This window comes from Marinobacter sp. LV10MA510-1 (assembly GCF_002563885.1).
Lineage (GTDB): Bacteria > Pseudomonadota > Gammaproteobacteria > Pseudomonadales > Oleiphilaceae > Marinobacter.
In genome coordinates this window covers 2121006-2147056 of the sequence record NZ_PDJA01000001.1, presented here as the reverse complement: position 1 = coordinate 2147056, position 26051 = coordinate 2121006, and the positions used below count along the sequence as shown (strand labels likewise).

Genomic DNA, 26051 nt, shown 5'->3' with positions numbered 1-26051 from the left:
ATTTACGATCCGGCCCGCAGGAGATTGCTATGACTGATTCCGTTGTTGTGTGTGCGCTGTATAAATTCGCGGTTCTGAATGACTACCAGGCGCTGCGCCAGCCGCTGCTGAGCCTGATGTTGGAAAAAGGTGTGCATGGCACATTATTGCTGGCCAGTGAGGGTATAAATGGCACCGTAGCCGGCAGCCGCGACGGCGTTGATGCGATAAAGGCCTGGATTAACAGCGATGACCGTTTTGCCGGCATTGAATACAAGGAATCGTTTGTCGGCGAGCAGCCGTTCAAGCGCACCAAAGTCAAGCTGAAGAAAGAAATTGTCACCATGGGCGTCGAGGGCATTGATCCGAAGCGCATCGTGGGCACCTACCTGAATCCCGAGCAGTGGAATGAATTGATCTCCGATCCAGACGTTGTGCTGGTTGATACCCGCAACCAGTATGAAGTGGAAATTGGCACCTTCAAAAACGCCCTCAACCCCGCCACGGATACGTTTCGCGAATTTCCCGAATATGTAAGGCAGAACCTTGATCCGGCCAAACACAAAAAGGTCGCCATGTTTTGCACCGGCGGTATCCGCTGTGAAAAGTCGACGGCTTATATGAAAGAGCAGGGCTTTGACGAGGTGTATCACCTCAAAGGCGGCATTTTGAAATACCTGGAAGAGATGCCGGAAGAGAAAAGCTTGTGGGAAGGTGAGTGTTTTGTATTTGACGATCGTGTCACGGTCAATCATCGCCTTGAACGTGGTGACTACGACCAGTGCCACGCCTGCCGTCGCCCGATCACGGAGGCTAACAAGCTGCGGCCGGAATACAGCAAAGGCGTGAGCTGTCACCAGTGCGCTGGCGTATCAAGCGAGTCTCAAAAGGCGCGTTTTGCCGAGCGCGAACGGCAAATGCGCCTGGCAGAGGAGCGTGGTGAAGTTCACGTAGGAGGCGATGCGGCCCGCGTTGTTGCTGAACGCAAAAAGCGCAAGCAGGCCGAGTGCGCACGTCAGGCCAAATTAAGCCTGGACGGCGAAAAAGCCCGCTCCTGATGGGCTCAACGCTAGACCCAGCGCAAGAAGTGAGCATCAGAAAAGCCGTTAGCGGCCTGCTTCTTTAAGGCTTTTTAGGTTTGGCCTTCTTGGCGGCCAGGGCCAGTGTTTCGCCGTAAATTCTGCGCACGTCTTTGGCAAACTGCTCTACCGAATAGTCCTTGGCAAACGCCAGGGCCTGTTCTGCTAACTGATGGCGCAGCCCATCCTGTTCCATTAATTGTTGTACTCGCTCGCACCACAGGCTTTGTTTCTCCGGTGTTTTAAAGCCGTTGACACCTTGGCGCACCACGTCATCAATTCCACTTGAACGCACGGCCACGACCGGTAAGCCCGCCGCCATAGCCTCCAGAATCACCATGCCCTGGGTTTCTGATTTCGACGCAAACACGAAGATGTCGCCTAATTGATACCAGGTGGCCATAACCGCAGGCTCAATGCTGCCGGCCAGGGTGATGTGCTGCTGCAAGCCCAGGTCGTCTATTTTTTGTTGCAGGCGTTCACGCTGATGGCCTTCGCCAATCATGACAAAGTGAAACGCAACGGCGGTTTTACGGCGCAGTTCATTCAGCCCATCGATCATAAAGTCGATGTTTTTCTCGTTCGACAGTCGCGACACACTCACCAGCACTTTCTCGTTTTTCAGGCCCAATCGTTTGCGCAATTTTTGCACGTCGGCAGGGTTCACAGCTTGGAAACGCTCATACTCAATGCCGGTAGGCTGCACGTAAACGGGGGATTTAACCCCGATCATCCGAAGATATTCTTCAATCGAGTAAGTGGGAACAATCACCGTGTCGCACTTGTTGGCAAAGCGTTTGATCAGCGCGTGGGAAATCAGATTACGAAATAGCATGCCTGGCAGGGGGACAAAGTGAGCGTAATGCTCCAGCCGGGTGTGGTAGGTGTACACCGCGGGTATGTTTAACCGGCGGGCCAGAAACAGCCCGAGCGAGCCCAGCCAGAAGGGGTGGTGTAGGTGAATAATGTCTGGCTTGAAGGCCCGCAGGCGCTTGCGAATACGGCTTAGAAATATATTGGCCAAGCGGAATTCGCGCTTGGAGCCCATGGTGAGCAGCGCCGGTACCCGCAGGATGCTTTCTTCCTGTGCCGGCTGGTTCTGATAACGCGGTGCCACCACCAGTACGCTGTCGCCCATGGCTTCCAGCCCCCGGCGCAAACGGGCAATGGATATAGGCACGCCACCAATAAACGGCAAATAATTGTTGGTGAACATGGCCACCCGTATGGGCTTTTGCAAAAACGGCGAGGCGTCAAGATCGTAGTCTGGGTAGTAGTCTTTGCCAACGAAAATAAGGCCGTAGAGCTTAATATTCACCGCGGAAAACACAGCCACCAGCAAAAAGAAATTTAGGTAGCCGGTATAAAACAGCGAATAGATAAAGAACCACAGGCTTTCCAGTTTTTTCAAAAGCGGATGCTGGCCCACCTCCAGCCTTTGCAGTGTGTGGCTGACGTTGCCGTCAGTATCAATTTGCAGCGTCAGATAGTGGTAGAAACTGATGTCGTCATTCATTACCAGGCCGCCCGCACCGCCGGTGGTTATAAACAGGGTGTTGTCGATTATTTGCTCGTCGTAAAGGGACAGGTTTGCAGAGATGACCGCGTTTACGTCGTACTTCTTGACGATGTCCAGCAGCGCCTTACGGAATTCCGGTGGCTGTAGATAGTCGTCACTCTGGTCAAAAGGTGCACTTTGGGATGGATGTAACGGCGGGTCACCCATAAAGATAATGCGGGCCTTGGAGGTGTCTTCGGCCAGCAGTTCATCGAGCCAACGCAGTTGCCATTGCCAGGCGGTTTTGCCGGTGCTGTCGAGGAAGATTAACCGGCTGACACCGGCGCGCACGCTGTAAAAATGCGGGCCGAAATGATCGTAAAAGCGAAAGCTGCCAAAATTGTCGTATTCGTTGTCGCCAAAGGTCATCAACCAGGGAATGTTCAGGTGCCCCAGCGAGCCAAACAACGCCCGGTATTTGTCTTCGCCACCGCTGCTGACCGCATTACCGGCGGACACCATAAAGTCGTATTCGCCCGCGTTTAGCGCTGGCACGATACGTTCCTCAAAAATACCGATGGAGTTATTGATGTTGCCAACCACCGCGAAGCTTAGTGGTTGGTCGTTTGCCAGGGCCTCGCTAATACGCTCTGCCTGCTCGGAATGCAGGGAGTTGAAGTCCTTCATAAACAGGTTCAGGTATACCTTGTAGCCCACCAGCAGAACCACCACGGTGAGGCAAAGGTAAAAAAGCCATTTCAGTAGCGGTGGGCGATTCATGGTTTGGCTCTCCGTTGCCTTATCAACTCCCGTTGCATGACCACCAGGCCAATCAGCATACCGAGATAAATTGTCAGAAAACGCCAGGCCACAATCACCAGCAGAAGATGTGAGGGCGCCAGGATCTCGCTGAAAAAACTGCCAAACACGCCTTCTGAAATGCCTGATGCCCCCGGGGTGGGCGAGAAATACATGATGAAGGTTGTGACCACCAGCAAGCCTAGCGTTGTTATATAGTCCACCGTGTAATCCAGGCTGTGGAGCAAAAGGGCCGGAAAGCTGAACAGACTGAGCAGAAATACAGCGGTCAAAAACACCGATAGCGCAATATACATTGGCTGGCCGCGCAGATAATCGCTAAAACTGGCGGAAAATCGCAGCATCTCCCGCTTGGCTTTGAACTGCCAGTGTCGGTGGCGTTCGGCGCTGATCAGCTTCAGGTGCCACAAAACCGTCAGCAGTTTCGCCAAAGGCGCCATCAGCCAGCGTGTGCGCATTAATAACACCGCGAAAAACCCCAGATACAGCAAGATGAAAAACGTCAGTGCGATACCCACATTGCCGCTGATTGCGCGTCCCTCCAATGCCCCCAGTGACAGCAGAAACACCGGTGTCAGCGAAAAAATGAAAATAACGGCTAACAGAGTCCGGATAGTCGTGGCTGCAGTTGCGGTACCAATGGGCACACCATGCTTGTGCAGATACCAGATTTGCGCAAAACCACCGCCGGTAGCCATAGGCGTGACGTTTGAGAAAAACAGATTGATAAACACCAGCCGGGCGATAACCCTGGTGTTCAGCCGGTGCCCCAGCGCGCGCAGAGTAAAATGAAGGCGTAAGGCGTCAGCACCGTAGTAAACAAAAAGCAGGGCAGCCAGCGACAGCAGCGTAGCCGGTTCCAGCAAGCGGTTGTCAAAGCTCAGGGTTTTGTCTGCAAAATGGGTATAAACGGTGTATAGGCCAACGCCTGTAAGCACGAGGAACAAAAAGCTAAACAGCGCCAGACGTCTTCCAGAGGTGTTTTGTTGATTTGAATTGACGGCACGTTTGCCGGCGCTGTCTGCCTGCGCTTTTGGTCTTGGTTCGGACACTTGTGGGCGGGTTAGATGTCTTTTAGTGGGCTGGTTCACAGCAAAGGTACTCAAGTCAGACTTATAAAAGCAGCATGGCCGATTAAGAGTGTGTAGCCTAACATAACCTTGAAAAGCCCTCGGCAGATCACAATTAAACCTTGTACACCTGCCATTCATTGACTGCGTGCTTACAGGCGTTGCGCGGTTTACCAACAGGTTTTTATTATGCCAAAACACTTTGAACAGGCGCCCGGACTTCATCACGAGCCAGTGCCAGAGACGGAAGGCTTTGTGTTTAATCAGACTATGCTGCGAGTAAAAGATCCGCAAAAATCCCTGGATTTTTACAGTCGGGTTTTGGGTATGCGTTTGGTCCGCAAACTGGATTTTCCGGAAATGAAATTCACCCTGTATTTTCTGGGGTATCTGGATGATCGTCAGGCCAGCATGGTGCCGACCGATAACGCCCACCGCACCACTTACACCTTTGGCCGCGAAGCCATGTTGGAGCTGACCCACAACTGGGGCACAGAGAACGACGACGATTTTGCCTACCACAACGGCAACGACCAGCCCCAGGGCTTTGGCCATATTGGTATCGCGGTGCCGGATGTGTACTCGGCCTGTGATCGGTTCGAGGCGTTGCACGTCGATTTTGTGAAAAAGCCGGATGACGGCAAGATGAAGGGCCTGGCGTTTATCAAAGACCCCGACGGCTACTGGATTGAAATTCTGCAGCCCGATATGCTTGAACACCAGCGCAAAGACTGATGCGCGCGGTCAGCCTTTAACGCTCACTCGTTAGTTGGCTGGCCGTGGTGGGTTACCGTAGCGTGACGCCACCACCACTGCTACGGTGAGTATAAACGCGCCCGCAAGGCCGATTGTGCCTAATTCCTCGCCCAGAATCAGCCATGCCAGTAGTGCGACAAATAAGGGTTCCAAGATAACAATGATGCTGGCCAGGGTGGCCGGCGTTGTTTGCATGCCTGCAAAAAAGCATAGGTAGCCAATACAGGTTGGCACTATCCCGATGTAAATCACCATCAGCCAGTGCTGCCATCGAAGGTTTTGCACATCGGCAAAGCCGCCACTGAAATAGACCGCTGGCAGCAAGACCAACGCAGCGGTGAAGAAACACAGAAAGGCGGTGGTAAACACCGGCGTTCGCGCAGAGTTGTAACGGCTGGTCAGGTTGAACCCGGTGTATACAGCTGCGGCCAGCAGCGACATTAAAATACCGGCCAAGCGTAGCGTACCCGCAGTTTCCATATCGCTCAACACCAGCATAACGGTACCGGCTATGGCCACGAACAGTGCCGCCAGGGTAATCGCGCCCGGTTTTTCACCCAGTATGGGCGCCGCCAGCAGGGCCACAAACACCGGTGGCAGGCACAGCGAAATCAACGTGGCAATGCCGGCACCGGTCAAATCCACCGCCACCAAATAGCTGCCCTGATACACAGCCTGAAAAATGCCCAGTCCGGCCAGTGGTATCAGGGCCTTTAACGGAAGCTGGCCCAGGCGGGTGAGCGGTGCAGGGCCGTCTGTCGGGTTTTGCCGTTGTTGACTGGCCAACTGGTGCTGCTCACGGCGCATCAGCAGCCAAAAAAACGGCAGGGCCACCATTAATCTGAGTAAGCCCAGGGTAAGGCCTCCCAAATCAGAACTGGCAAACAGAAATTTAGCGACGATGCTGGTGGTAGACCAGAGCACGGCGGCAAACGCGATCAGCAATACACCCCTGAGCATAACAACGTCCGGCAAAAAGAAAGGAAGCTATGATAGGCGTTGGGGCCTGTTGCGACCAGCCCGTTTGTGTTTGTTCGAGACAAAACAACGGCTGCGCCGTTTCCAGGGCGGCCGTTGTTGCTTTGTTGTTACCTTTTAGCCAATTCTCGAGCACTTTTCAGGCGTTGCCCGTAGGAACCGCTGCGCCTTTTAAAGCTGGGCTCGGCGCTCGGCTTTGTACTTAAAACGTAAAAGTGCGCATTTCTGAATTCAACATCTGTTCTGCCATTTCCGGTGGCGTAGCAACACCCACGCCGTCCAGCAGGTCTTCTTTGCTGTAATCGCTGTTAGGCAGGTAAAGCGCGCATACGTTGGCAGTGCCGCCTTGTTTCAACAGACCACGAAGCATCTGGCCCGGAGTCACGTCTTTCGGCTTCAGGGCCGGTGCGTCGTAAGCTTTCAAGGCCAGGTCGCCGGCTTTGTCACACAGCAACACATTCACCTTGGCACCTTTCTGGGCCATTGTGTTGGACAGTACCATGGCCATACCCTGTGTTTGCAGGGATTCGCTGGACAGAATTATCAGTACTTCGTCAATCATTTGCTGATCCCCCGCTTGCGCAGCCATTGGGCCCATAGCCGTCACAGACATCACAGCGGCGACTGCCAGTGTTTTGAATGATTTCATCATGGTTTGAAACTCCTGAGTGATTTGATGAATTCGAGTTGCATTCACCATAGAACACTGTGGTAGAAGGTTCAGTGACAATGTCACGCACTGCGGGGTTGCGAACATCTTTACGCCGCGCTGCGACCGCTAAGCTGCGCTAGCAGTCGCCCGGTGCTCCAAAGTACAGCGCGCAACAGAGGCGTTGTCAGCCAAAGAAGGCCGCGCAAAAGATAAAGAGCCGGCATTAGCAGCAATAACCAACCAACCCATTGAATCAGTAAGGCCGGTGCGCCAATCACGTCGGCCAGTTCGACCAGAAAGTTGTTAATCAGGCTGGGGTGGGTAATTACCAGATAGCCTGCGCCTACAATCAGCGGCCACTTTGCATAGCGGGCGCTGCTGAGTACCAAACGGCCACCGCGACTGAAACGGACGGCCAGGGCCGCAGAGCGCGTGCCGCGGCTGGCATTCTGGGTGGTTGCCGCAGCGAATCGGCCAATGCGCAGAACTTTCACCGCGCTGGCGAACACCACCACATCCAGCGCCGCCCAGCCAATATCAGCGGCGCCAATGGGTTCATTCATGCGATGGCGTTTTTCCAGTTGGCGCAGGCCACCGGCGAAAAACTGGTTCAGCCCTTCCAGAACACGCTCGCTTGCAATCCACTCAACCTTGCCCTCTGGATTAACCAGAAACTGACCCAGAAAATCATGACCTTCGGTATGAATGTATTGAACCGCGTACCAACCGCGCTCGGTGGGTGTTAGTGGCTGTACAGTATTAACGATCGTCGAGCTGTTTTCGTTATCGGTAAACCATTGTTTGAACAGCTGGTATTGCGTGCCAGCCCGGTTCATCCATTCAATGGACCCAACAGAATTGGACACAAAATAGTGGATGGGAGGCAACACCGAATCGCCATGTTGCCGCAGAATTTCCTGAAACTCCGGCTCGCCGCCGTAAATGAGTAGCAGTTGGCGGGCCATAACCGGGTATTTCAACAGAGCGGTTCTTGCCTTTAGCACCAGCAGAGGATCATCAGCCATATCCGCTAGAACAGCCTGCAAATCAACGGATTCGTGCTCAAGGCCGGGGAGCTCGCCCAACACATCGCTGGCGTGAATGCGGATGAGTTTTTGCTCAACCGGAACGGGTTCGGCAGCAAGGCTGAAGAAAGTGGCCAGTAAGGCGGCCAATACAAATACACCTAAGAGTCTTTTCATCCCCGGTTCATCCTTAGTTCCCATCTAATGCCATAGGGCCTTGAAAGAGGGTGCTGGCGCACGAAGGTCGTTAGGTACAGTATGGAGTTATTGCAACAGGAGATCACACTATGCGCGTATTAATCGCTGGAGCTAACGGTCAGATAGGCCGTCATTTATTGGAAAAGATGGCAGACACCGAGCACGAGGCACGGGCCTTGATTCGCGACCCGGAGCAGGGGCCGGACCTGCAAAAACTGGGCGCCACCGAAACCGTGGTGGGAGATCTGGAAGGTGATTGCCGCGAAGCGTTACGTGGTTGTGACGCGGTTATTTTTACCGCAGGTTCAGGCCCCAAAACCGGCCCTGAAAAAACCGTCGACGTAGACCAGAACGGCGCCATCAACCTGATGGAAACCGCAAAACAAATGGGTATCAAGCGCTTTATAATTGTTAGCAGCATGCGCGCAGACAAGCCTGGCGATGCCCCTGAAAAGATTCGCCATTATCTGGAAGCAAAACACAAAGCAGACGAGCATCTGGTGGCCAGCGGCCTTACCTACACCATTGTACGCCCCGGGCCACTTACTGAAGATTCGGGCAGCGGTAAGGTCGATATTCGTGAAACCCTCGACCGCTCGGGCGACATTCCCCGGGAAGACGTAGCCAATGTACTGCTGGCGGTGTTGAATTCAGACAACTGCGATAACCGCACATTCGAAGTGCTCTCTGGTACGACGCCGGTGGATGAGGCGTTGGTGGCGTTGTGATGTCATCGGTTCTGTTCCTGAATTCAAGTTTTAAGCCCCGTAGATTGAATGACAATTTAATTGATGGCGAACAGTGATGGCGAACATTAATGGAGAGCAGCAGTGCCTGAAGGACCCGAAATACGTCGCATGGTCGACGATATTCAAAGCGCCGTTGGCCAATGCAAGGCGGACAAGGTGTTTTCCGCCTTCGACCGCTTCAAAAGCTTTGAACCAACATTGGCCGGCCGCCTGGTAACGTCGGTAGAGGCCCGCGGTAAAGCCGTACTGGTTTTTTTTTCGGCCCTCGGCGATGACGGACCTTGGTGCGTGTACAGCCACAACCAGCTTTACGGCCAGTGGCGAATTAGCAAGGCGGACACCCAACCAAAAACCGGACGCCAACTGCGCTTTGCGGTTATCGGGTCAGAAAAAGCCGCTTGGCTTTATAGTGCATCTGACATTCGACTGGTGCGGCCTGACGATTTGGAACAGGTGGAGTATCTGGTGCGGTTGGGGCCTGATCCGGTCAACCAGACCGTTTCGGTCGAAAACGTGCTCGCGCAATTTGATGATAAGCGCTTTCGCGGCCGCGGCCTGGGTGGTTTGCTTTTGGACCAGGGGTTTATCGCCGGCGTGGGCAATTATCTGCGCTCGGAAATCCTGTTTGAAGCGGGCTTGATGCCTTCGGCGAAGCCAAAGGACTTGTCAGCAGAAGCCCGTGAGCGATTGGCCAAGGCCATTCTGGTTCTGATTGAACGAACTTACCGCCTGAAAGGCATTACCAACGATCCTGAACGAGTGAAAAGACTAAAGCGGGAAGGGCGCACCTTTTCCCAGCGCCGATTTATGGTGTTCAATCGCGACTCCGAGCCTTGCTACGAATGCGAAACGCCCATCGTAAAAAGCAGCGTTGCCAGCCGGCGGTTGTATTATTGCCCTCAGTGTCAAGCGGAATGAAATCAACTTACCCAAGCTGATCATTTTCGCACCACATGCCCGCAGGCCCTGTGTTGTAGCGGCTCACTGGACCTATCCTTGCCCTGCTCACAATGTTATCCACAGCTTTTGTGGGTAACTGTCAGTGGATAAGTTGATAAATAATGAGGTATATCGCTTTGGCGCTGCGTTTTTTTTTCGTGGGCGTCTAGCGACTGTCTAGATAGTGCATCCACAGCAGCCGCGCTGCGACGGCGCGCCAAGGCGACCAAGCGTTGGCAATGTCCACCTGTTGCTGGCGGGTTGCGGGTGCATCCAGTTGTTTTACTTCCTGCATGGCCGCCGCCAGTGCCAAATCACCCAGCGGCCAAACATCCGGCCGGCGCAATGCCATCAAGTAGTATACGTCAACGCTCCATGGGCCTAGCCCGGGGACAGCCAAGAGCGCGTTGCGCCCTTCTGTGTCGCTCAGAGCGTCTAACTGCGCCAAATTGAGTTTGCCGGTATGAATGCGCTCTGCCAATCCAAAGCAGTAACGGGCTTTTTGACGAGTTAGCCCAAACGCTTTCAGTTCTTCCTCACCTGCTGAAACCACACGTTGCGGCGACATTTCACCCAGGTGCGTGCATAGCCGTTCGAACACGGTTTGCGCGGCTTTTATAGAAATTTGTTGCTCCAGAATAATGTGCACCAGTGAAGCAAAACCAGGTTCCCGCGCCCACAGCGGCGGCGTACCCAGGCGGGCATAAATGTGGCCAAGATCCGCATCGACAGCGGCCAGCTGCTGTGCTCCGTAATCAAGGCTTTCATCGGTGAGCGACGTTTTTTGCATTAAAACAATCCAAGCTGGGGCCGTTGTGCGGCCAGATCCAAAGCAGCTACCTGCGGCAGGCGTTCCTGTAACAGCTTACTCCAAAGTTGCGCCAGAGCCAGTGCATCGCCGTTGTCGGGCATATGCATGAACACATAGGGCTGTTTGCCCTGTTCAATCCACTGGCCTACGCGCTCTACCCAAGGTGCCAGAAAAGGCGGGTTCTGCCGAGAAGATCGCACGGCTGTCCAGGCAGACACGGGACTTGTTGCGCTCACGCAGCCCGCGGTTGAGCGCTTTTTCAGCCTCGCCCTTACTGAAAAATGCGCTGTTACGCACTTCTACGGCGCAGGTGAGTGGTTCCGGCAATTTGTCCATAAACCGCCATAGCCGATCCAGATGCTCCGGCTTAAAAGCCGCCGGCAGCTGAATGAACATTGGGCCGAGCACGTCATTCAACGGCGAAAGTATGTCCAGAAACGCGGGGGGGGGGCGCCATTGCTGGGTGATGTCCTGATGTAGATTGTCTTTTTGATACAGTCGCTTGAATCAAACCATAAATTGTCACTGCGGAACAAATGAATCTCGCAAGTGTTTAGGAGCTCACGAATGTTTTGAAAAGCGCGCTCAATCGTGGTCATGAATAGCACACTCCCCGCTAGAGTCCATTTCACAGGCAGACACAAAGAGATGCCCAGCTTTGGCTGCCCGGGTTTTAATCCTTTTATCTAGGGAAGAGAGATCGGAAATGATGGCTGGCTCAGTTGCCGTATGCTGACGCTGACCAATGTCAGTCAGCTGCGCTGAGCCTTTATCTGGCTGCTCATGCCCATTAAGGCCCTGGGGTAGTTCTGGTGGCTAAGCGGTCGCTGCAGAGCCACTTTCAGGGCCGCCTCCCGAATTGAATCGCACTAACGGCCCAGATATGGTTATGCCGTTGGGGTCGAGCTTCAGAAAACTGCCGCCGGCTGACAGTGTGACCTCTGCCCCTGCATCAATCACCACTTTCAGGCCGGCTTTGTGATGAATTTCGGTACCGGCTTCGACCAGTTGGGCTTTGCCGAAGTGGCTGTGGTGGCTGCCGCCTGTGGTAAGGCTGTAATCGCCACCGATGTGCTGGCGCTGTTCGCCGTTGATCGTGCTGTGTTCGTTACCTTTAGTGTGGCTGAAGCGGTTTTTCCCAACGGTCTGATGGCTGTCGTTTTTGATGACTTCGGTGCGGTTGTTCTGTGTGAGCAGGTCGAGATTTTTCTGGGCGTGGACGTAGATGTGTTCTTTATCCGCTTCGTCTTCAAAGCGCAGTTCGTTGCTGCCTTCGCCTTTGTGGGTCTGGGTTTTCAGGGTGGTGCGTGTTTTGTGCTGGGGCAGGGCGTAAGGCGGTGTGTTAGTGGCGTGGTAAGTGCGGCCGGTGATGATGGGTTGGTTTGGATCGCCGTCCAGAAACGACACGATCACTTCGTGGCCCACTCTTGGTAACGCCATAAAACCGTATTGGCCACCTGCCCAACCCTGGCTGACCCGCAGCCAGGCGCTGCTTTGTGCCCCGCTTGATTCAGAGCTCTCTGCCTGGCCCGTCCGTGAATGCTGATCCCAAGGGAAGCGCACTTGAACCCGGCCGTGTTGGTCGCAGTGGATTTCCTCACCATCAGGCCCGGTCACGATGGCGATTTGCGGGCCGTCCATCAGCGGGCGATGAGTGCATCGCGGGCGCCAGTTGATGTGCGTGGGAACCGCGTTGAAGCGATTGTGGTATATGGTTGGTTTGGCACCGGCTTCTTCTTTCAAAGCCTGTGGTTGGCTACCGCTGTGAGTAACGCGGGTTATTAGCCAGTCCTGATTTAATTTTTCGTTGTAGTGGTGGGTGAGCTGCACTTTGGCGCCGCAGGTAAAATCAGCGCGGTTGCTTTCGCCGCTGGCGATGCTGGCGTCATTCCTTAAGGCATCCAGCCTGACTTGGGTAAACCGTTTGCCGCTGGCATCGGTTTTGAAACGCCCGGGGTATTCGTAGTGCTGGTAGTCATCGCGGTGCTCAAGGCTGCTGGCCGTGTGTTCGTGCATCAGTCCGTAGGCGGGTTTGTGGAAGGTGTAGTCTTTATGGCCACCGTTGCGGCTCTTACCCGCTGCGCGTAACTCAAACGAAATACCGCGGGTTGCCGACTGCTGCCACCGGCTCTGGCGTTGTATTCAACAGCTTCCAGCCTGGGGGCGTTGTGATGGTTGTCGGCCACAATCAGGGCGGGTTGTTCCTGGCCGTCATCGCTGCCGTGCTGATAGCGGCCGTGGTGATAACGCCCGTGTTGATAACGATAGTGCCAGCCCTCTTCGGCGGCAAGCCGTTCAAGAAAAGCAAGATCGCTTTCCCGGTGTTGCACGCAATATTCTCTTTCTGGCGGCGTGTGTTGCAGATCAAACACCGCATCAGCAATGCCCCTCTCGCGTATAAGCGTACTCAGGATGTTGTCGGTGCTTTGGCTTTGGAATATGCGGCTGTTGTGCATCAGCCCTAGGCGCCATAGAGGCGGTTGGATAACCACTTCGTAGTGAGTACGGCGGTGCCCGCTGTCGCCGCGGACAAACTCGCTGACAACACCGGTAAAGCGGCGAATTGCTGCGCCGTTCTGCCAGATGGTTAGCTCTAACCACTGCTCTAATATGTCAGCGGCCGCCAGCGTCGGCAGGTTGCTGGCCATTTTAAGACGGCCATGAACCAGCTCCGACAGGCCTTCGGTGAGCTCAAGGCCGAATACGGAGAAAACATTTTCGGGCAGTTCGCCAACATGGGCAGTGAACTGCAGTCCTTTTGCTTGGTGCATATCTTCAGTCCTTGAAAATATGTGTATTTGTTGAAAAATCCGGGTTGAACGTTAACAGTGCGTTTGCGATAAATCTAGGGGCCAGCTCTCGGTTTTGAACTCTCGCCTACAACTTCACACAGACAAAAAGCGCGTTTCCCGAGGTCTGGTCCCAAAGAGCGATTGTGTCGTAATCGTGTTCGAAGATGTGAACGTCAAAATACGGCAACAGAAGCTCTTTTAATTGATTAAAGCTCACTGCCACCATCGGATGCTCGTCCTGCCACGTTTGTATAACACCGTCTGTGGTTTTGCCAATGCCCAGTTTAAGCGATTGCCGGTTGCCCGTGCCGCCATAATGCCAGGCCGAGCTGAAGGTGAAGTGGCTGCCCTCATGGCTGACGGTGTGGCTGACGCATAGGTTGTTGTCGATTTTGTGTTTGTCGACCGCGTTAAAACAGAACACACCACCCGGTTTTAACGCCTGGTGCACGCAGGCGAGGCATTTTTGTAGCGCCTCAAGTTCGCCGCTGTAATGAATGGAGTACAGAAAACAGGTGATCACGTCCAGCCTCTCATTCACTTGAAAATCGCACATGTCGCCCAGTACAAACTGTGCTTCGGGGCAGCGGACTTTTGCCATTTCTAGCATGGGCTGACTGATGTCCAGCCCGCAGCTGTTGTAGCCGGCATCGATGAAGTAACGCACGTGGGGGCCGGTGCCGCAGGCCAGATCCAGATGGCTGTTGCCGCCATTACCGAACAACTGATGCAGGCGCTGTGCGCTGTGGCTCTGGGCCTGGTAGTTGATGTCGGTACACAACAAATCGTAATAGCCCGACAGGTCGGTGTAGAGCGCGTTGGAGGACATAGCAGCCTGAGTGTGTGAGGGGTAAATAGAGCGTGTTGGCGATAAATAGGTTGGCGCAGCATCCTATCCCAAAGTGCTGTGTTTGCGAAGGGTGCGGCGCCCCAGGCAATCTAGATTGCTTGCGCGGCCTCCTGCCGTGGGTTGCGGGGGTAATAGCGTTCCGGCAGGCGTTCGATGTGGGGAAAGAAGCGAGTGTCTTTGTAAGGCATTTTCATAAAGCCGGACACGCCAAGGCCGGTGATCTCATCAACAGCGGCCAGAATTTCGTCCAGGTGCTCGCGGAATTCGTCCTCTTTGGCGGGGTCCAGAAGGCGGTATTGGCTGTGAATTTTCAGGTGCAGGGGCAGGGCTTCAAAAATTAGCATGCCGGTATGGCGGATGCTGTTCAAGGCTTCGAGCGCTGTAATGATAGTGGGCGGCAGCACTAGAAACTCTTCGGGGTCTGGGCCGTCTTCAAAGTAAGAGTGTACTCGTGAACGGTCTTCTACCTCTGGTGCCGAACTGATCTGATACGGCAAATGCATGGTCGGCGGCGTCACAAACGGCTGGTCGGCTTGATCGCGTTCAATGTGCAGTGTGTCGCGGGCGTTGAACAGGCAGCTTTTAAAGATGCCCTGGCGGTAGATGGCCTGGGCCAGGTTGACCATGTTGTTGACGGCAGTGGTGAAGGCGCCTTTCAGTTGTGGGTCGTGCAGGTGCAAGGAGGTGTCTACATAAATGCCGTCAGGCTCCCAACGTACTGCCAAGCCGCCTTCTAACGGGTAGCGGCCAAGGCGGCTGACCGCAGCCAGGAACGCTTTTTCAGTGTCGCCCATGCCCTGCATGAAGTTTTTGTAGTAACGGTCTAGCTGCACGTCGTTAACGTCGTCTAATGTGTTTACCGCGCCTTCCTGGCGCAGGAAGGATTTGCGCGAGCTGTACACCACCGTGTCGATTTCGCGACCGGGCTGGCGTATCCAAACTGGCACCAGTGGAACGGGCGCAGGTTCGGGCAGATCAATCATCACCGTGCGCGCCATTCTGGGCATTTCCCGAATGTAGTAGTCACCGGCTTGTTGGCGCTGCTGAGGGTCAGGGCTGAGCATGCCGTCCAGCATGCGGGCGAATTCCATGGGCAGTCCCAACGAGTCGGCGGGTATCGCTTGGTGGCCAAAGCGGCAGGATTGGCCGGAGGCCAGAGCGTAAAGAGTAGCTGCGGCGCCTTGCTCATCGAAGCGCGGCGATGACAGCCCGCCGTAAAGTTGCTCTTCGCCAATAAAGTACACGTCGCCCAGCCGTGCGTTGGTTTGTTGCAGGTTGTCTGACATCAGCTCCATCACGCTGTTGTTAAGAAACTGCTGGTTGGCATCCAGTTGAGCGAACACCGACGAGCCCCAGTCGATCAGGGCGGTGTTTTCGTGCTTGGCGTCGAAGACCAGATTCGAGGGTTTGATGTCGCCGTGCACAATGGGTCGTTTGCCATCGGTGGATTCCCGGCGCAGATTGCGCAGAATGTCTGCCAGCTGGTCGGCGATGCGGATGATCAGCCGCGGCTTCAGGCGCCCTTCGCGCAGCGATACCACTTCCAAATTTAACCCTGGCGCTCGTTCCATCACCAGAATGGGTTGGCTGCGCGCCCGTTGGAAAGCAATCAGGCGCGGCACCCGCGGGTGCTCTACCTGTTCCAGAATATAGGCTTCGTCTTCTAAGCGATCATGCAGGTGGCGTGGCAGATTGATGCGGATGAATTTGAACACGTGTTCCAGGTCGCTGGCGCCTTCCAGCGCTAGTTTGCCGGAAAACACAAAGCCGTAAGCGCCTTTGCCGATCATCTCGATGTCGCGATATCCCAGCGTTTGCAGTTGGGTAGTACAGAGCGCAACCCAGTTTTTCAGTTTGCGCGCATCATCGTGACTGAGCAGGTAAATGGACTGCTCTTCGGGTATGTAGAACTGTTGAATCTGCGAGGGCGTTGCCGGCTGCCCCCGCATTTTTTTCGGCCGGGCCATCTGGCTTAGCCCAAGTGCAAGAGCATGGACTGTGGCGATTCCAGATAGCCTTTCCAGCAATTACTGAAACGGGCAATGGTGCCGCCGTCGATTATGCGGTGATCCCCCGCCCAGCTGACGGGCATAATAGCGCGCGCAGTTACATTGCCTGCCTGATCAAAGCGCGGCAGTGTTTGGGTGCGGCCCAAGGCTACAATCGCCACTTCCGGTGCGTTGATGATGGGTGAAGCGTAGGTGCCGCCTAATGCCCCAATGTTGGAAATAGTGATGGTGCCGCCTTTCAAGTCGTCTTGAGCCACGCGGCCTTCGCGGGCCGCTTCGGTCAGGCGCGTCACTTCATCGGCAATTTCTAGCAGGGTGAGGTGTTCCACGCCTTTGATATTGGGCACCATCAGCCCGGCTTTGCTGTCCACCGCCATACCAATGTTGCATTGGGGCTGGTAATGGATTTCAGTGACCTCGTCGTTTACCCGGCTGTTCAGAATTGGGTAGTCGCGAATGGCCAGGGCCATGGCTTTCATGATGAACGGCATCAAGGTGAGCCGTGATCCGCTGGCTTCGGCCAAGGGTTTGAGCTGCGCGCGCAGAGCCAGCAGTTCGGTTACATCAATGTCTTCATTGAAGATGAAGTGGGGAATGGTGGAGGCTGAAGCCACCATGCGTTTGGCCATCACTGCCTTCATACCCTTGATCGGTTCTATGCGAACCTGCTGGTCAATGGCGCCGGAGCGCTTCGCTGATTGAGCGCCCACGGACTCGTTTGTTCGGCCTTCTGGCTGTTTCAGGTGAGCCAGCACATCTTCTTTCAGCACCCGGCCGTCTCTGCCGGAGCCGCTGATGTGACCCAACGACAAATCGTACTCGCGCATCAGGCGTCTTACCGCCGGGCTGGCCGGGGTTTTGATTTCCGTTGCACTTGTTGTTTCATTAGAGCCGTTGCTATCGCTCGCCTGTTTTTTTGTTTCGGCCTTTTGACTGGCCGGCGCTGAACTTATGTTAGCTTTTTCTGGGGCGGAGCCGTCGTCATTGTTGGCGACGCTCTCTTCCTGCTCGCTACCCTCTTCTGACAATTCAAACAGGGGTGCGTGCACCTTGGCAATATCGCCTTCTTTGTAATAAAGCCGTTTGACCTGTCCCTTGTGAGGTGCGGGTATTTCCACCAGCGCTTTGTCGGTCATTACTTCAACCACCGGCTGATCTTCTTCGATCATATCGCCTTCGCTGACCAGCCACTTCACCAGTTCGCACTCTACAATGCCTTCGCCGATATCGGGCAGTATAAAATCACTCATGTTTGTTCTCCTGTCCTGATACCGGGTTAGAATTCGACGCTGTCGCAAATGGCTTCATACACCTTCAACAGATTGGGAAAGTGTTCTTTTTCCAGCACCAGCGGGAAGGGCGTGTCCATTCCGGCTACCCGGGCAATAGGCGATTCCAAATATAGAAAGCAGCGCTCTTGAATAGTGGCCGCGATTTCGCCGGCAAAGCCACCGGTTAACGGGGCCTCGTGGGTAATCACCAGTCGCCCGGTTTTCAGAACCGATTTGGCCACAGTATCAACGTCCCAGGGCAATATGCTGCGCAGGTCGATTACTTCGCAGGAAATTCCGTCTTTTTCTGCCATCTCCACCGCGTGTTCGATGACTTCCATTTGCGCACCCCAGCCCAGAACCGTCACGTCTGTGCCTTCTTTGAGGACTTCAGCTTCGCCTAGTGGAAGTTGGTAGGCTTCTTCCGGCACCTCGCCCACGGATGCCCGGTACAGGCGCTTGGGCTCGAAGAACAGCACCGGGTCGGGGTCGTGAATGGCGGCCAACAAAAGGCCTTTGGCCTGATGTGGATTGCGTGGCACTACCACTTTCAGGCCCGGTGTGTGGGCAAAATAGGCTTCCGGTGACTGGGAGTGGTACAGGCCGCCTGCAATGCCGCCGCCGTAAGGTGCGCGAATGGTCAGCCCGCCGACGTCAAACAGATTGCCGGAGCGATAACGGAATTTCGCGGTTTCGTTCACGATCTGGTCAAAGGCCGGGAAAATGTAGTCGGCGAATTGTATTTCCGCCACCGGCACCGAGCCTTGCGCCGCCAGACCGTTGGCGAAGCCGATGATGCCTTGTTCCACTAAAGGCGTGTTAAAACAGCGCGTCTTGCCGTACTTTTGTTGCAGATTGCTGGTGGCGCGGAATACCCCGCCAAAAATGCCCACGTCTTCGCCAAAGCACAGCACCCGCTCATTCGCCGCCATGGCTGTATCCAAGGCGTTGTTAATGGCTTGCAGCATGTTCATCTTAGCCATTTCAAGCCTCTCCTTTTTGGGTGCTAGCGGGTTTTCCAGTAATAGCCGGATCGTTCGCGCTCTTCGGGTAGGCGTCCGGGTGCCGACGAATGTGCGCTTTCAGTTTCTCGAACTGCGCATTCAGGGCTGGCGGCACTTCTTTGTAAACATCGGTGATTAAGGTTTCCAGTGCCGGTGGTGGCCGCTTCTGCGCTTGCTTCATGGTTTCAAGAACCTCGCGGCGCAGGCGTTCCTGTAATTCTTTTTCTTCACTGTCGCTCCACCAATCGTGTGACTTCAGCCAGTTTTGGGTGCGCAGAATCGGATCTTTTTCACGCCAGATGGCTTCTTCGTCTTTGCTGCGGTAGCCGGAGGGGTCATCGGAGGACGAGTGGGCGGCCAAGCGGTACGTCATGGCTTCAATCAGTACCGGGCGGTTCTCTTCTACGGCCAGCTGGCGGGCTTTTTCGGTGGCCTGGTACACCGCCAGAACGTCGTTGCCGTCTACCCGAATCACGTCCATTTTGTAGCCGTAGGCCCGCGGCGCTATACCATCGGCAGCGAACTGCTCGGAGGCCGGTGTGGAAATCGCGTAACCGTTATTGCGGCAGAAAAAGATCACAGGTACCCGGTGAACGGCGGCCATATTCAGAGCCGCATGGAAGTCGCCTTCGGAGGCGGCGCCTTCGCCAAAGTAGACCAGTGTACAGTGGCCTTCACCGGCCAGCTTCTGGCCATAAGCATAACCGGTGGCCTGGGGAATCTGGGTGGCCAACGGTGATGAAATGGTCATGTAATAGAGTTTTTTCGAACCGTAATGCACCGGCATCTGCCGGCCTTTGCCGTAGTCTTTGTCGTTACCGAACAGCTGGTTCATGAACTCGTCGATGGTGAATCCACGGTAGGCCAGCGCACCTTGTTCGCGGTATTGGGCCATAATCATGTCGCTATCACCCAGTGCTGCTGCACTGCCAATAACGGCGGCTTCTTCACCGGTGCATTGCATGTAAAAGCTGAGCCGGCCCTGGCGTTGGGCGGCTAACATGCGCTCGTCCAGAATGCGGGTGGTGACCATGGCGTGGTAAATGCGCAGGGCTTTTTCTTTGCTTATATCAGGCGCTTTACCGCCTTTGTACAGCGAGCCGTCCTGTTTGAGCAGTTTGAAGGTGGAAATTCGAAACTCCGCGCCATCAGTGAAAATGGGGGAGTGCACGGTTTTTGACTTTGTTGTTGTCATTATCCTCGTCCTTGGGTGGTGGCTTGAGGAACACAGAGCCCCTTGTGAGGGCTTTGGTTTTGTCAGCTTAAGGGTGCTAATCTTTTCCACAGTATAGAACGCATTGTGCGAACTCGCCGATGGAAAAGTTGACCTTAACGTAAAGTGCGGCTTTTGAGTAGTATCTTGAACAGTATCCTAAGCAATATCTTGAATAGCATCTTAAGTGAGGTAATTCCATGGTGGATGAAAACCGTCACATCGTTTGCCCAAACTGCAACAAAGTAAATCGGGTTCCTGCCAGTCGCTTGTCAGCGGGTGGCACCTGCGGTGCGTGCAAGCAGCTGTTGTGGCCAGATAACGTGCCTGAGTTTACTGAACAGGCGTTCGCCACTCACATCGCTCGTAGCGACTTGCCGGTGCTGGTGGATTTTTGGGCCAGCTGGTGCGGCCCCTGCAAGGCTATGGCGCCGCAGTTTGCGCTGGCGGCGAAAGACTGGAAGGGTAAAGTACGCTTTGCCAAGCTGAATACCGAGCAGCACCCAGGCCCGTCGGGGCAGTTTGGGATTCGCAGTATTCCCACGCTGATTCTGTTTCGCAATGGCCGCGAGCATGCTCGTCAGAGTGGCGCCATGAATCAGGCTCAGATTGATCAGTGGCTGGGCGCTCAGGTGAAGTAGCCTGAATGAGATCAGTCTTTCTGTTCATCCTGTTTGTCGAGAGCTTCCTGCTCGGCTTTGCGTTTGCGCACCTTTTCCAGTTTTTCGCCAGACAGGCTCATGGTGCCGGACGTGTCACGCAGCATAAACAGGCTGCCTAAAATCAGCGCCAGTGAGGCAAGTAAGATAATCCAACCGATCATTGGCATAGCAATTGTCCTTATACTGAGGGCATAACTCTGATAATGGACCTGCAATCTGAAACAGGCCAGTGTGCTGTTAGGTCGGCATCACTTATCAACCGGTCAATTTCCCGCCAACTTCTGCCCGGGCCTATGGTTACAGGGTTCTGCGGCGCTGTCCTAAGGCTTCTCACAAGGTTATCCACAGCTTTTGTGGGTAAAAATCCACGGCTCGGCCAAAGATAGAAGCGCACTGAAGCTATTAGCTTATGCCTGGTTGCATCAGTTTACCTATCGGTTGGTTTCCACCACAATCGGCGCCATTCAAAATCAGGAACCGGTTTTATGACACACGATTGTTCAGTTTTATCGGGAGTCGGCCGATGAGAGCTTTGTTTCATGGCTACCTCAATTCGTCACTGATTCTGCGCGTCAGCATTGCGCTGGTGTTGGGCATTGCCGTTGGGCTGATCGGTGGCCAGCCTGTGGCCGACTGGTTGGCGCCGTTTGGTGAGCTGCTGCTGCGTTTGCTGAAATTCCTGATCGTGCCCATTGTTTTGTTCACGTTAATGGTGGGTATCAACCAGGCCAATATCGGCAGTATGGGGCGGGTTGGCCGCAAACTGATGCTGTACTACATTGCCACTTCAGCGCTGGCTATTATTGTTGGGTTGGCTGTTGCAACCTGGCTCGAGCCCGGCAGTAGCATGACTCTGAATGAAAATGCGACGGTAAAAGTTCCGGACAACCCGGGCTTTGCAGCGGTGTTGCTGAACATTATTCCGAATAATATTTTTACCGCGTTTACCGAACTGAATCTGCTGGGGATTATTTTCACCGCCGTTGTATTCGGTATTGCGCTGTTAAAACTGCGGGAGTCAGAACAACACGCTGAGCTTGGCGAACACCTTTATAAGGTGATTGAGGGGCTCAGTGAAATGACCCTGAAGGTAATGGCAGGCGTGCTGCAATACGTGCCCATCGGGGTGTTTGCGATCGTGGCGAAAACCGCCGGTGAGCAGGGCATGGAAACTATTCTGGCTTTGGGCGACATGGTGGTGGTGCTGTACATTGCGCTAGCCGTTCAGTTGGTGGTGTATTGCGTGATAATGCGCGGTTTTGGTGTGAACGTACGTGAATTTTTCCGCGAAGCCAGAACGCCCATGGCGACGGCTTTCGCTACCCAGAGCAGTTCTGGCACCTTGCCGCTGACCATTACCGCAGCCCGCAAGCTGAAGATACCCCAGCGGATATATGGTTTCAGCTTGCCGTTAGGTGCAACCATTAATATGGACGGCGCTGCCATTCGCATCGCCATTTCCGCCGTATTCGCCGCCAATGTGGTGGGTGTTCCGCTGGACTTGATGACCATGGCCGAGATTGTGCTGATTGGCACGCTTACATCCATTGGCACCGCGGGCGTGCCTGGCGCCGGTATTGTGATGATTGCCACGGTGTTTGCACAGGTCGGCCTGCCGATTGAAACTGTGGCCCTGCTGGTGTCTATTGATGCCCTCGTGGGTATGGGCGCAACCGGCCTGAACGTGACCGGTGATCTGGTGGGTACGTCTGTTATTGCCCGTTCTGAAAGCCGCCACGATACCTGACGGCCTCGACGGCTGATAAAAAACGGTGAAGAGGATAAAGCCTCTTCACCGTTTTTTTTGGCTGAGGGAAACGTATTACTTTTTTAGATAAACGTACAATCGCCATTTACGGAGAAATGAACGATGAAAAAACGGGTTGTTTTGATTACCGGCGCCAACCGCGGCATTGGCCTGGAGCTGGCGCAGCACTATAGCCGTATTGGCGACCATGTCATTGGCGTATGCCGCCAAACCTCTGACGAGCTGGAGGCCGCAGCGGCGCGGGTAATTGAACATGTGGATGTAACGTCAGGTGAAAGCGTGGCAAGGCTGGCGGATGCATTGGCAGGGGAGCACATTGATCTTCTGATCAACAACGCCGGCTTATTGCAGGAAAACGAGCTGGGCAGCATCGACTTTGATTCCCTGCGGGCACAAATGGAAGTAAACGCTTACGCGCCACTGCGAGTGACCGAGGCGCTTATGTCGTTCATTCCGTTTGGCGGAAAAGTTGCCAACATCACCAGCCAGTTGGGCTCAATAACCTTGAATAATTCAGGTGGCAGGTATGGCTACCGGGCTTCTAAGGCGGCACTGAATGCGTTTGGCAAATCTCTCGCGGTGGATCTCAAACCCAAAGGCATTGCGGTGGCTCAATTGCACCCGGGGTTTGTGCAAACCGGTATGACCAAAGGGCGAGGGGAGATTACCACCGCCGAATCCGTCAGTGGGCTGACGGCGCGAATTGAGGAGCTGAATTTGGATAACACGGGTTCGTTCTGGCATCAGACCGGTGAGCTGCTGCCCTGGTAAGAAAAATGCCCGGCGGTATCACCGGCGGGCATTTGCGATCACTCTCTGAAATCTGGTTGCAGGTCAGACAGGCTTTGCGGCTGTCGCTCGGCGCCCAACAATAGCGCCAATGCCCAGCAGCATCAGCCAGATCACCGCTGGTTCGGGCACGGCACGTACCGAATTGCCTGAAGCCAGCAGCGCAAAGGCTTCTAATCCTAGGAACTTATGAGCGGCGGTGGTGGGGTGTATTTCGTCCCAGAACAGATAACTGTCAGCGTTGGCGCATTCGTTTTCATTTTGGCCGAAAAAGCCCGACACAGACCGACACTGGTCGGAGGTATTGGTAATTCCTGAGGCGACGGCAGTACCGTCCAGAACAAATCCGAATATACCGAAGACATCAAGATAGAATATGGATGCTGAAGTGGTTGCGCTCAAACTAATCAGACGCTGCTCCAAACCGGTATTCCAGGCTTCGCTGGCGGCGGTCGCTGCGGCGCTGTTAGCTGAGCCGGCAAACTCCGGAATCAGGCCAAGGTCCGGCAGGTTGGGCACCAGAAGCGTGCCTACACCGTTGCCTACTAACCGGCTCATAACCCCGACAAAACTGTCCAATTGGGCGTTAATGGCAGCGATCGGGTCGGTAGCGTCTGTCAGTCCACGCATGTCATTGCCGCCAGCCCAAGTGATGTAGAGGTCGTTTGCGTTTGCGCTGCCCGCTAAATCGTTGTTGTAGAGTGTTTCCTGAACCAGTATGCCGGAAGTGGCGCCAAGGAAGCCGCGATCGTTATTGATCTCGGCGCCAGCAAAGGCGTAGTTATTACCGCCGCTTTCCGAATTGGTCGCGCGTGGTATGCCCAATGCGTCAGCCAAGTATTCGTGCCATACCGGGCCGTTGGAAAAGCGGCCATTGCTACCATAGCCCACGAAGTTGGCAATAGGGGCGAAACTGCCAAATGGCACCTTGCTCCGGTTATTCCCGGTGTCAGACAAGCTATCGCCAAACACAAAAATGTCGTTAAACGACAATGGACCGGCGAGGGCTAGACTGCTAGTAAGAGTGATAGATGTGGCAAAAATGAAACGTTTAAACAGCGGGACGGTTCTGATATTTCTATTCATGAAGCACACCTTTTATAATTAGGCGCCAACAAAAAAGCTCGCCGCGACCCGGGATTGGGTGACGTCAGATAAGCAAGCAAAAGTAAAGCCGCTTCACGGAGAGTGGAAAGAAAACAATCGATTAGTAATAGGGTTGCGGGGTTTTTAAGCAGACTTCAAGAGCAGGTGTAAAAAAAGCCGACGTTTCGGCGCCAGCTTTGCTTCGATATGGGTTAATCTTCTTCGTCGTTGGCCTGCTGGCGCTCCAGCCGATCGCGCTCTTCTTCTTTGGCTGCGTCAATCACAGCCATTACTTCACCCAGGTCCGCACTGTGGGTGTCGTGAATAAAGCATCCGGTCAGCTTGCTGGTGGGGTGCAGTCGGCCACTTTCGTACAGCTCCCATATTTCTTTGCCGTAGTCGGTGTTCATCAGCTCCGGCGCGTACTTGCCAAAATAGCGGCGCATATTGTCTACGTCGCGCTCCAGCATGCGTTCGGCGTTGTTGTTGCCAGAAGCATTCACGGCCTGGGGCAGGTCGATGATAACCGGCCCCTGGTTGTCCAGCAGCACATTGAACTCCGACAAGTCGCCGTGAATCAGCCCGGCGCTGAGCATACGCACAACGTCGGCAATTACCTGTTGGTGAAAATCCAGCGCCTGTTCGCGGGTCAGTTCAACATCGCCCAGCCGTGGTGCAGCTTTGCCGTCGGCGTCGCTGATCAGTTCCATCAGCAGTACACCGTCAACAAAGCCTGATGGCCGCGGCACGCGCACACCGGCGTCCGCAAGGCGGTACAAGGCGTCTACCTCGGCGTTCAGCCAAGCATTTTCATGCTCTTTTTGGCCGAAGCGGGTTTTTTTACCCATTGCGCGGGCACGGCGGCTGTTGCGCACCTTGCGGCCTTCCTGGTATTCCACGGCCTGCTTGAAGCTGCGTTTTGACGCTTCTTTAAACACTTTGGCACAGCGAACCTGGTCGCCACACTGCACCACATATACCTGTGCTTCTTTGCCGCTCATGAGCTGATACAGCACGCTGTCTATCAGCCCGTCGTCTAAAAGGGATTGTAATCGTTTTGGTGTTTTCATAGGGCCGCAATCTTACATCAAATCGGTTTTGGTTGTGTTGATCTGTGAGAGCTACCAGCAAAGTGCATCTGACGGTAGAATCACCGGGTCTGAACCCGCGCCGGCATTTGCTTGGCACCGGTTTGTTTATCATGCTGTTTTGGAGCTTTGAAAATGCCTAGAGCAAGTGAAATCAAGAAAAACTCTGCTGTCGAGTTTGAAGGTCGGGTGTATTTTGTCAAGGACATCGAGCGGTCTGTACCTCAGGGCCGTGCCGGCGGCAGTCTTTACCGCATGCGTTTGTACGATGTGGTCACCAACAGCAAGAAAGACGAAACCTTCAAAGACGGCGATATGCTGAATCTGGCGGATTTGACCCGCCGTACTGTGTCGTTTTCTTACGCCGATGGCGAAGAATATGTGTTCATGGATACCGAAGACTACACACAGTACATGTTGAATAAAGACGCCATTGCTGAAGAACTGCTGTTTGTTACCGAAGAAACCCAAGGCATGATGGTTGTGTTGATTAAAGATACACCCGTAGCGCTGGCGCTGCCTCCCACGGTCGATTTTGAAATAATGGACACGGCTCCCTCGGTGAAAGGTGGTTCCGCCACCGCCAGAACCAAACCGGCGACTATGGTCACAGGGCTGGTGATTCAAGTGCCTGAGCATATTTCTACCGGCGACCGCATCAAAGTGAACGTTGAAGAACGTAGGTTCATGGGGCGCGCAACCGCGGAGTAACGGGCACGTGCCTGGGTGGCGCGGCGCTGGCTTTTTCTGTATTGCTTTTTGTGGCCTTCAACTGGGGCGAGCTGGGCCGACTGGCTCGTTTCGCGCTGGTCGAAGGCGCTGTGCTGTTGGCCTTTGCGGGTTACTGGCTGGCTGGGCGCGAAACCTTGGCTGGCAAGGTCGCGCTGCTTTCGACCGGTCTTCTGTTGGGCGGATTGCTGGCCCTGTTCGGGCAAACCTACCAGACCGGTGCAGACCCCTAGCAGC

At 54.5% G+C, this 26051-nt stretch carries 25 protein-coding genes and 1 pseudogene; 9 read left to right on the top strand and 17 right to left on the bottom strand.

The window, feature by feature from the left end; translation table 11 throughout:
* The first annotated feature begins 29 nt into the window (after nt 1-29).
* Nucleotides 30-1037: a rhodanese-related sulfurtransferase gene (locus tag ATI45_RS10305; RefSeq protein WP_098419423.1), complete on the top strand. Its 1008-nt coding sequence runs from the start codon at nt 30-32 to the stop codon at nt 1035-1037.
* 64 nt (nt 1038-1101) lie between these two features.
* Here the strand turns inward: ATI45_RS10305 and ATI45_RS10300 are convergent, their stop codons facing one another.
* Nucleotides 1102-3336 (bottom strand): glycosyltransferase, encoded by a 2235-nt coding sequence (locus ATI45_RS10300; RefSeq protein ID WP_098419422.1) that lies wholly within the window; start codon nt 3334-3336, stop codon nt 1102-1104.
* Nucleotides 3333-4427 carry a lysylphosphatidylglycerol synthase transmembrane domain-containing protein gene (locus ATI45_RS10295; protein ID WP_228706004.1) on the bottom strand — a complete coding sequence of 365 codons (1095 nt, stop codon included), beginning with the start codon at nt 4425-4427 and terminating at the stop codon, nt 3333-3335. The genes ATI45_RS10300 and ATI45_RS10295 overlap by 4 nt, the downstream gene beginning before the upstream one ends.
* 207 nt (nt 4428-4634) lie before the next feature.
* Here ATI45_RS10295 and gloA point away from each other — a divergent pair, with 207 nt between their 5' ends.
* Nucleotides 4635-5180: a lactoylglutathione lyase gene (gloA, locus tag ATI45_RS10290; protein WP_098419421.1), complete on the top strand. Its 546-nt coding sequence runs from the start codon at nt 4635-4637 to the stop codon at nt 5178-5180.
* Between the two features lie 30 nt (nt 5181-5210).
* On the opposite strand, the gene ATI45_RS10285 is transcribed toward gloA, so the two are convergent.
* From ATI45_RS10285 to ATI45_RS10275, 3 genes are all read right to left on the bottom strand, one after another.
* A complete protein-coding gene (locus ATI45_RS10285) occupies nt 5211-6161 on the bottom strand; it encodes a DMT family transporter (RefSeq protein ID WP_098419420.1) in 951 nt (316 codons plus the stop codon).
* Nucleotides 6162-6381: 220 nt separating this feature from the next.
* On the bottom strand, nt 6382-6831 hold the full coding sequence (locus tag ATI45_RS10280) for a hypothetical protein (RefSeq protein ID WP_098419419.1): 450 nt from the start codon (nt 6829-6831) through the stop codon (nt 6382-6384).
* A gap of 107 nt (nt 6832-6938) precedes the next feature.
* The gene (locus ATI45_RS10275) at nt 6939-8033 is read right to left on the bottom strand and encodes a hypothetical protein (protein WP_098419418.1); all 1095 of its coding nucleotides are present in this window, start codon (nt 8031-8033) and stop codon (nt 6939-6941) included.
* Nucleotides 8034-8143: 110 nt separating this feature from the next.
* Between ATI45_RS10275 and ATI45_RS10270 the strand changes: the two genes are divergently transcribed.
* A complete protein-coding gene (locus ATI45_RS10270) occupies nt 8144-8782 on the top strand; it encodes an SDR family oxidoreductase (RefSeq protein WP_098419417.1) in 639 nt (212 codons plus the stop codon).
* A 102-nt stretch (nt 8783-8884) separates the two neighbouring features.
* Nucleotides 8885-9721, top strand: coding sequence for an endonuclease VIII (nei, locus tag ATI45_RS10265; RefSeq protein ID WP_098419416.1), 837 nt, complete (start codon nt 8885-8887; stop codon nt 9719-9721).
* Between the two features lie 187 nt (nt 9722-9908).
* Here nei and ATI45_RS10260 read toward each other — a convergent pair whose 3' ends face one another.
* From ATI45_RS10260 to ATI45_RS10225, 9 genes and pseudogenes are all read right to left on the bottom strand, one after another.
* A complete protein-coding gene (locus tag ATI45_RS10260; RefSeq protein WP_098419415.1) occupies nt 9909-10532 on the bottom strand; it encodes a DNA-3-methyladenine glycosylase family protein in 624 nt (207 codons plus the stop codon).
* On the bottom strand, nt 10532-10789 hold the full coding sequence (locus ATI45_RS23045) for a DUF72 domain-containing protein (protein WP_267284054.1): 258 nt from the start codon (nt 10787-10789) through the stop codon (nt 10532-10534). Before ATI45_RS23045 ends, ATI45_RS10260 begins: the two co-directional genes overlap by 1 nt.
* Nucleotides 10686-10949 carry a DUF72 domain-containing protein gene (locus ATI45_RS23040; protein ID WP_267284053.1) on the bottom strand — a complete coding sequence of 88 codons (264 nt, stop codon included), beginning with the start codon at nt 10947-10949 and terminating at the stop codon, nt 10686-10688. The genes ATI45_RS23045 and ATI45_RS23040 overlap by 104 nt, the downstream gene beginning before the upstream one ends.
* A gap of 189 nt (nt 10950-11138) precedes the next feature.
* Nucleotides 11139-13324: pseudogene (locus ATI45_RS10250) on the bottom strand (type VI secretion system Vgr family protein).
* Nucleotides 13325-13430: 106 nt separating this feature from the next.
* Nucleotides 13431-14174, bottom strand: coding sequence for a class I SAM-dependent DNA methyltransferase (locus ATI45_RS10245; protein WP_098419414.1), 744 nt, complete (start codon nt 14172-14174; stop codon nt 13431-13433).
* Nucleotides 14175-14284: 110 nt separating this feature from the next.
* Nucleotides 14285-16162: a protein kinase domain-containing protein gene (locus ATI45_RS10240; protein WP_098419413.1), complete on the bottom strand. Its 1878-nt coding sequence runs from the start codon at nt 16160-16162 to the stop codon at nt 14285-14287.
* Between the two features lie 5 nt (nt 16163-16167).
* Nucleotides 16168-17454 carry a 2-oxo acid dehydrogenase subunit E2 gene (locus ATI45_RS10235; RefSeq protein WP_098419412.1) on the bottom strand — a complete coding sequence of 429 codons (1287 nt, stop codon included), beginning with the start codon at nt 17452-17454 and terminating at the stop codon, nt 16168-16170.
* Nucleotides 17455-17480: 26 nt separating this feature from the next.
* Nucleotides 17481-18458 carry an alpha-ketoacid dehydrogenase subunit beta gene (locus ATI45_RS10230; RefSeq protein ID WP_098419411.1) on the bottom strand — a complete coding sequence of 326 codons (978 nt, stop codon included), beginning with the start codon at nt 18456-18458 and terminating at the stop codon, nt 17481-17483.
* 1 nt (nt 18459) lies between these two features.
* Complete coding sequence (locus ATI45_RS10225; protein ID WP_098419410.1) at nt 18460-19674, bottom strand: thiamine pyrophosphate-dependent dehydrogenase E1 component subunit alpha; 1215 nt, start codon at nt 19672-19674, stop codon at nt 18460-18462.
* A gap of 218 nt (nt 19675-19892) precedes the next feature.
* Between ATI45_RS10225 and trxC the strand changes: the two genes are divergently transcribed.
* Nucleotides 19893-20333 carry a thioredoxin TrxC gene (trxC, locus tag ATI45_RS10220; protein ID WP_416376565.1) on the top strand — a complete coding sequence of 147 codons (441 nt, stop codon included), beginning with the start codon at nt 19893-19895 and terminating at the stop codon, nt 20331-20333.
* A gap of 11 nt (nt 20334-20344) precedes the next feature.
* Here the strand turns inward: trxC and ATI45_RS10215 are convergent, their stop codons facing one another.
* Complete coding sequence (locus ATI45_RS10215) at nt 20345-20521, bottom strand: DUF2897 family protein (protein WP_098419409.1); 177 nt, start codon at nt 20519-20521, stop codon at nt 20345-20347.
* A gap of 356 nt (nt 20522-20877) precedes the next feature.
* On the opposite strand from ATI45_RS10215, the gene ATI45_RS10210 reads away from it, so the two are divergent.
* Nucleotides 20878-22101 (top strand): dicarboxylate/amino acid:cation symporter, encoded by a 1224-nt coding sequence (locus ATI45_RS10210; protein WP_098419408.1) that lies wholly within the window; start codon nt 20878-20880, stop codon nt 22099-22101.
* A gap of 123 nt (nt 22102-22224) precedes the next feature.
* On the top strand, nt 22225-22893 hold the full coding sequence (locus ATI45_RS10205) for an SDR family oxidoreductase (RefSeq protein WP_098419407.1): 669 nt from the start codon (nt 22225-22227) through the stop codon (nt 22891-22893).
* A gap of 63 nt (nt 22894-22956) precedes the next feature.
* On the opposite strand, the gene ATI45_RS10200 is transcribed toward ATI45_RS10205, so the two are convergent.
* Nucleotides 22957-23997, bottom strand: coding sequence for an SGNH/GDSL hydrolase family protein (locus tag ATI45_RS10200; RefSeq protein WP_098419406.1), 1041 nt, complete (start codon nt 23995-23997; stop codon nt 22957-22959).
* Nucleotides 23998-24209: 212 nt separating this feature from the next.
* Nucleotides 24210-25067, bottom strand: a complete 858-nt coding sequence (locus tag ATI45_RS10195) for a PA4780 family RIO1-like protein kinase (protein WP_098419405.1) — start codon at nt 25065-25067, stop codon at nt 24210-24212.
* A gap of 153 nt (nt 25068-25220) precedes the next feature.
* Here ATI45_RS10195 and yeiP point away from each other — a divergent pair, with 153 nt between their 5' ends.
* On the top strand, nt 25221-25796 hold the full coding sequence (gene yeiP, locus ATI45_RS10185; protein ID WP_098419403.1) for an elongation factor P-like protein YeiP: 576 nt from the start codon (nt 25221-25223) through the stop codon (nt 25794-25796).
* 11 nt (nt 25797-25807) lie between these two features.
* Nucleotides 25808-26047: a DUF2157 domain-containing protein gene (locus tag ATI45_RS22670; RefSeq protein ID WP_228706240.1), complete on the top strand. Its 240-nt coding sequence runs from the start codon at nt 25808-25810 to the stop codon at nt 26045-26047.
* Nucleotides 26048-26051: the final 4 nt, after the last annotated feature.